The 5,612-nt window shown below is 54.7% G+C and carries 2 rRNA genes; both read left to right on the top strand.

Annotated elements, in window-relative coordinates:
- The first annotated feature begins 193 nt into the window (after positions 1-193).
- Positions 194-1,719: ribosomal RNA gene (locus J7E83_RS20595) — 16S ribosomal RNA — on the top strand.
- Between the two features lie 552 nt (positions 1,720-2,271).
- Positions 2,272-5,409, top strand: a 23S ribosomal RNA gene (locus J7E83_RS20600).
- The 16S and 23S rRNA genes sit together here, the layout of an rRNA operon.
- Positions 5,410-5,612: the final 203 nt, after the last annotated feature.

The following is a 5,612-nucleotide window of genomic DNA, read 5'->3' on the forward strand; positions in this document are numbered from 1 at the left end:
TGTGTCTGTTGTTTGAGAACTCAATAGTGTGCCAAGTTTGTTGATACCGGTTTATTTTATATGAATTGGTTGAATTTGCCGGGTCATGCCGCCCCTGTGGTGTGGTCTGGTTTTTACAGCTGGTTTCAAATTTTGTGCAGCCGTTGGTCCTGTTATTTCCGGGGTTGGTGGTTGTGTCTGTTTTTGTTTTACTTCAACGGAGAGTTTGATCCTGGCTCAGGATGAACGCTGGCGGCGTGCTTAACACATGCAAGTCGAACGATGATCTCCAGCTTGCTGGGGGGATTAGTGGCGAACGGGTGAGTAACACGTGAGTAACCTGCCCTTAACTCTGGGATAAGCCTGGGAAACTGGGTCTAATACCGGATATGACTCCTCATCGCATGGTGGGGGGTGGAAAGCTTTTTGTGGTTTTGGATGGACTCGCGGCCTATCAGCTTGTTGGTGAGGTAATGGCTTACCAAGGCGACGACGGGTAGCCGGCCTGAGAGGGTGACCGGCCACACTGGGACTGAGACACGGCCCAGACTCCTACGGGAGGCAGCAGTGGGGAATATTGCACAATGGGCGAAAGCCTGATGCAGCGACGCCGCGTGAGGGATGACGGCCTTCGGGTTGTAAACCTCTTTCAGTAGGGAAGAAGCGAAAGTGACGGTACCTGCAGAAGAAGCGCCGGCTAACTACGTGCCAGCAGCCGCGGTAATACGTAGGGCGCAAGCGTTATCCGGAATTATTGGGCGTAAAGAGCTCGTAGGCGGTTTGTCGCGTCTGCCGTGAAAGTCCGGGGCTCAACTCCGGATCTGCGGTGGGTACGGGCAGACTAGAGTGATGTAGGGGAGACTGGAATTCCTGGTGTAGCGGTGAAATGCGCAGATATCAGGAGGAACACCGATGGCGAAGGCAGGTCTCTGGGCATTAACTGACGCTGAGGAGCGAAAGCATGGGGAGCGAACAGGATTAGATACCCTGGTAGTCCATGCCGTAAACGTTGGGCACTAGGTGTGGGGGACATTCCACGTTTTCCGCGCCGTAGCTAACGCATTAAGTGCCCCGCCTGGGGAGTACGGCCGCAAGGCTAAAACTCAAAGGAATTGACGGGGGCCCGCACAAGCGGCGGAGCATGCGGATTAATTCGATGCAACGCGAAGAACCTTACCAAGGCTTGACATGGACCGGACCGCTGCAGAGATGTGGTTTCCCCTTTGGGGCCGGTTCACAGGTGGTGCATGGTTGTCGTCAGCTCGTGTCGTGAGATGTTGGGTTAAGTCCCGCAACGAGCGCAACCCTCGTTCTATGTTGCCAGCGCGTTATGGCGGGGACTCATAGGAGACTGCCGGGGTCAACTCGGAGGAAGGTGGGGACGACGTCAAATCATCATGCCCCTTATGTCTTGGGCTTCACGCATGCTACAATGGCCGGTACAAAGGGTTGCGATACTGTGAGGTGGAGCTAATCCCAAAAAGCCGGTCTCAGTTCGGATTGGGGTCTGCAACTCGACCCCATGAAGTCGGAGTCGCTAGTAATCGCAGATCAGCAACGCTGCGGTGAATACGTTCCCGGGCCTTGTACACACCGCCCGTCAAGTCACGAAAGTTGGTAACACCCGAAGCCGGTGGCCTAACCCCTTGTGGGAGGGAGCTGTCGAAGGTGGGACTGGCGATTGGGACTAAGTCGTAACAAGGTAGCCGTACCGGAAGGTGCGGCTGGATCACCTCCTTTCTAAGGAGCACCTACAGATTCTTGCTGCGTGTATGCGTTGGTGGGGGTTTGTCAGGAGTATATGCCCGTTGCGCAGACGCTAGTTCTGCGGCGGGTGCTCATGGGTGGAATATCAACGGATAGGTGCCTGGTGGCGCGGATTGGTTTGTGAGTACGGATGTTTCTTCCCTTTGGGGTGGGGTGTCCTGGAAAGCGGCTGGTGCGTTCTGTTGGGTAGTGTTTGGCACACTGTTGGGTCCTGAGGCAACAGGGCCGGGGAGGGGTTGCAGTCTTTTGGGCTGGGGTTTCTTGTCGGGTTTGTTTGTTTCTGGTTTCCTGGCTGCATCGATCATGCGCGTTGGCCCTTTTGTGGGGTGGTGTGTGGGGTGTGTGGTTTGGGGTTGTTGTTTGAGAACTACATAGTGGACGCGAGCATCTTTTATAAGAAGCAATTTCCAAGAATATGAACCTGGATCTGGCTGTGCGTGGTTGGTGTTGCCCTTTGGGGTGGTGTTGATTGTGTGTGGTTGGTTTCTGTGGTTCTCTCGAAAATTAGCGTTTTTGATCTTTTGTGGTCAAGTTTTTAAGAGCACACGGTGGATGCCTTGGCATTAGGAGCCGAAGAAGGACGTAGGAATCTGCGATAAGCCTGGGGGAGTCGATAACCGGACTGTGATCCCAGGGTGTCCGAATGGGGAAACCCCGCCAGGGGCGCGAGCTGCCTGGTGACCCGCATCTGAACACATAGGGTGCGTGGAGGGAACGCGGGGAAGTGAAACATCTCAGTACCCGCAGGAAGAGAAAACAATAGTGATTCCGTTAGTAGTGGCGAGCGAACGCGGATCAGGCTAAACCGTTCCATGTGTGATAGCCGGCGGGCGTTGCATGGTCGGGGTTGTGGGACTTTCCGTACTGTCTCTGCCGGGATGGTGAGGTGTGATGTGCAGGCATAGGTGAACGGTCTTGAAAGGCCGGCCAGAGAGGGTGTGAGCCCCGTAACCGAAATGTTGTGTACCGCCTGGAGAGTATCCCAAGTAGCACGGGGCCCGAGAAATCCCGTGTGAATCTGTCAGGACCACCTGATAAGCCTAAATACTCCCTAATGACCGATAGCGGACCAGTACCGTGAGGGAAAGGTGAAAAGTACCCCGGGAGGGGAGTGAAACAGTACCTGAAACCGTGTGCTTACAATCCGTCGGAGCCAGTCTGATTCTGGTGACGGCGTGCCTTTTGAAGAATGAGCCTGCGAGTTAGTGTTACGTCGCGAGGTTAACCCGTGTGGGGAAGCCGTAGCGAAAGCGAGTCTGAATAGGGCGTTGCAGTGGCGTGATCTAGACCCGAAGCGAAGTGATCTACCCATGGCCAGGTTGAAGCGACGGTAAGACGTCGTGGAGGACCGAACCCACTTCAGTTGAAAATGGAGGGGATGAGCTGTGGGTAGGGGTGAAAGGCCAATCAAACTTCGTGATAGCTGGTTCTCCCCGAAATGCATTTAGGTGCAGCGTTGCGTGTTTCTTGCTGGAGGTAGAGCTACTGGATGGCTAATGGGCCCTACAAGGTTACTGACGTCAGCCAAACTCCGAATGCCGGTAAGTGAGAGCGCAGCAGTGAGACTGTGGGGGATAAGCTTCATAGTCGAGAGGGAAACAGCCCAGACCACCAACTAAGGCCCCTAAGCGTGTGCTAAGTGGGAAAGGATGTGGAGTTGCGAAGACAACCAGGAGGTTGGCTTAGAAGCAGCCATCCTTAAAAGAGTGCGTAATAGCTCACTGGTCAAGTGATTCCGCGCCGACAATGTAGCGGGGCTCAAGTACACCGCCGAAGTTGTGGATTTCGGATATTAGCTAAGCTGCCTCCTTTGTGGGGTTGGTTCAGGCGTCCGGAGTGGTAGGGGAGCGTCGTGTGGGCGGTGAAGTCGCGGTGTAAACCAGCGGTGGAGCCTACACGAGTGAGAATGCAGGCATGAGTAGCGAAAGACGGGTGAGAAACCCGTCCGCCGAATGATCAAGGGTTCCAGGGTCAAGCTAATCTGCCCTGGGTAAGTCGGGACCTAAGGCGAGGCCGACAGGCGTAGTCGATGGACAACGGGTTGATATTCCCGTACCGGCGAAAAACCGTCCATGCTGAACAGGGGATACTAACTGCCCGAGACCTGCCCGATCGCCCTTGTGGTGTGAGGGTTTTGGTGGAGCGCGGGACCTGATCCTGGGAGGTAAGCGTATTAACAGGTGTGACGCAGGAAGGTAGCCAAGCCGGGCGATGGTTGTCCCGGTCTAAGGATGTAGGGCGAACGGTAGGCAAATCCGCTGTTCATGATGCCTGAGATCTGATGGGACCCCCTCACGGGGGGATTTGGTGATCCTATGCTGCCGAGAAAAGCATCGACGCGAGGTTTTAGCCGCCCGTACCCCAAACCGACACAGGTGATCAGGTAGAGAATACTAAGGCGATCGAGAGAATTATGGTTAAGGAACTCGGCAAAATGCCCCCGTAACTTCGGGAGAAGGGGGGCCCCAACCTTGATGGACACTTGCTGTCCGGAGGGGATCGGGGCCGCAGAGACCAGGGGGAAGCGACTGTTTACTAAAAACACAGGTCCGTGCGAAGTCGCAAGACGATGTATACGGACTGACTCCTGCCCGGTGCTGGAAGGTTAAGAGGACCGGTTAGCCTCACGGCGAAGCTGAGAATTTAAGCCCCAGTAAACGGCGGTGGTAACTATAACCATCCTAAGGTAGCGAAATTCCTTGTCGGGTAAGTTCCGACCTGCACGAATGGAGTAACGACTTCCCCGCTGTCTCAACCATAAACTCGGCGAAATTGCAGTACGAGTAAAGATGCTCGTTACGCGCAGCAGGACGGAAAGACCCCGAGACCTTTACTATAGTTTGGTATTGGTGTTCGGAGTGGCTTGTGTAGGATAGGTGGGAGACGTTGAAGCCCGGACGCCAGTTCGGGTGGAGTCATCGTTGAAATACCACTCTGGTCACTTTGGACATCTAACTTCGGCCCGTAATCCGGGTCAGGGACAGTGCCTGATGGGTAGTTTAACTGGGGCGGTTGCCTCCTAAAAAGTAACGGAGGCGCCCAAAGGTTCCCTCAGCCTGGTTGGCAATCAGGTGTCGAGTGTAAGTGCACAAGGGAGCTTGACTGTGAGAGAGACATCTCGAGCAGGGACGAAAGTCGGGACTAGTGATCCGGCGGTACATTGTGGAATGGCCGTCGCTCAACGGATAAAAGGTACCTCGGGGATAACAGGCTGATCTTGCCCAAGAGTCCATATCGACGGCATGGTTTGGCACCTCGATGTCGGCTCGTCGCATCCTGGGGCTGGAGTAGGTCCCAAGGGTTGGGCTGTTCGCCCATTAAAGCGGTACGCGAGCTGGGTTTAGAACGTCGTGAGACAGTTCGGTCCCTATCCGCTGCGCGCGCAGGAAATTTGAGAAGGGCTGTCCTTAGTACGAGAGGACCGGGACGGACGAACCTCTGGTGTGTCAGTTGTACTGCCAAGTGCACCGCTGATTAGCTACGTTCGGATGGGATAACCGCTGAAAGCATCTAAGCGGGAAGCTCGCTTCAAGATGAGATTTCCATACACCTCGTGTGTGAGAGGCCCCCAGCCAGACCACTGGGTTGATAGGCCGGATGTGGAAGCGAGGACTAACGACTCGTGAAGCTGACCGGTACTAATAGGCCGATAACTTACACCACACACCATCGCCGTGAACGGATTCAAAAGACGTTCACACCAGGCAATGGTAAAAAGAAACAAGACTGCTTGCGTCCACTATGTGGTTCCCAAACAACAAACCAAACGTTGTTCAGGGAACACCACAACTACATAACAACACCACAGATGTTGTAACCACCAAAGATTTCCCACCCCACCAAAAAACGGGGGGTGCGGAGCAAGG

Origin of the sequence: Arthrobacter sp. ISL-48, from assembly GCF_018613805.1 — a bacterium.
Classification (GTDB): domain Bacteria; phylum Actinomycetota; class Actinomycetes; order Actinomycetales; family Micrococcaceae; genus Arthrobacter.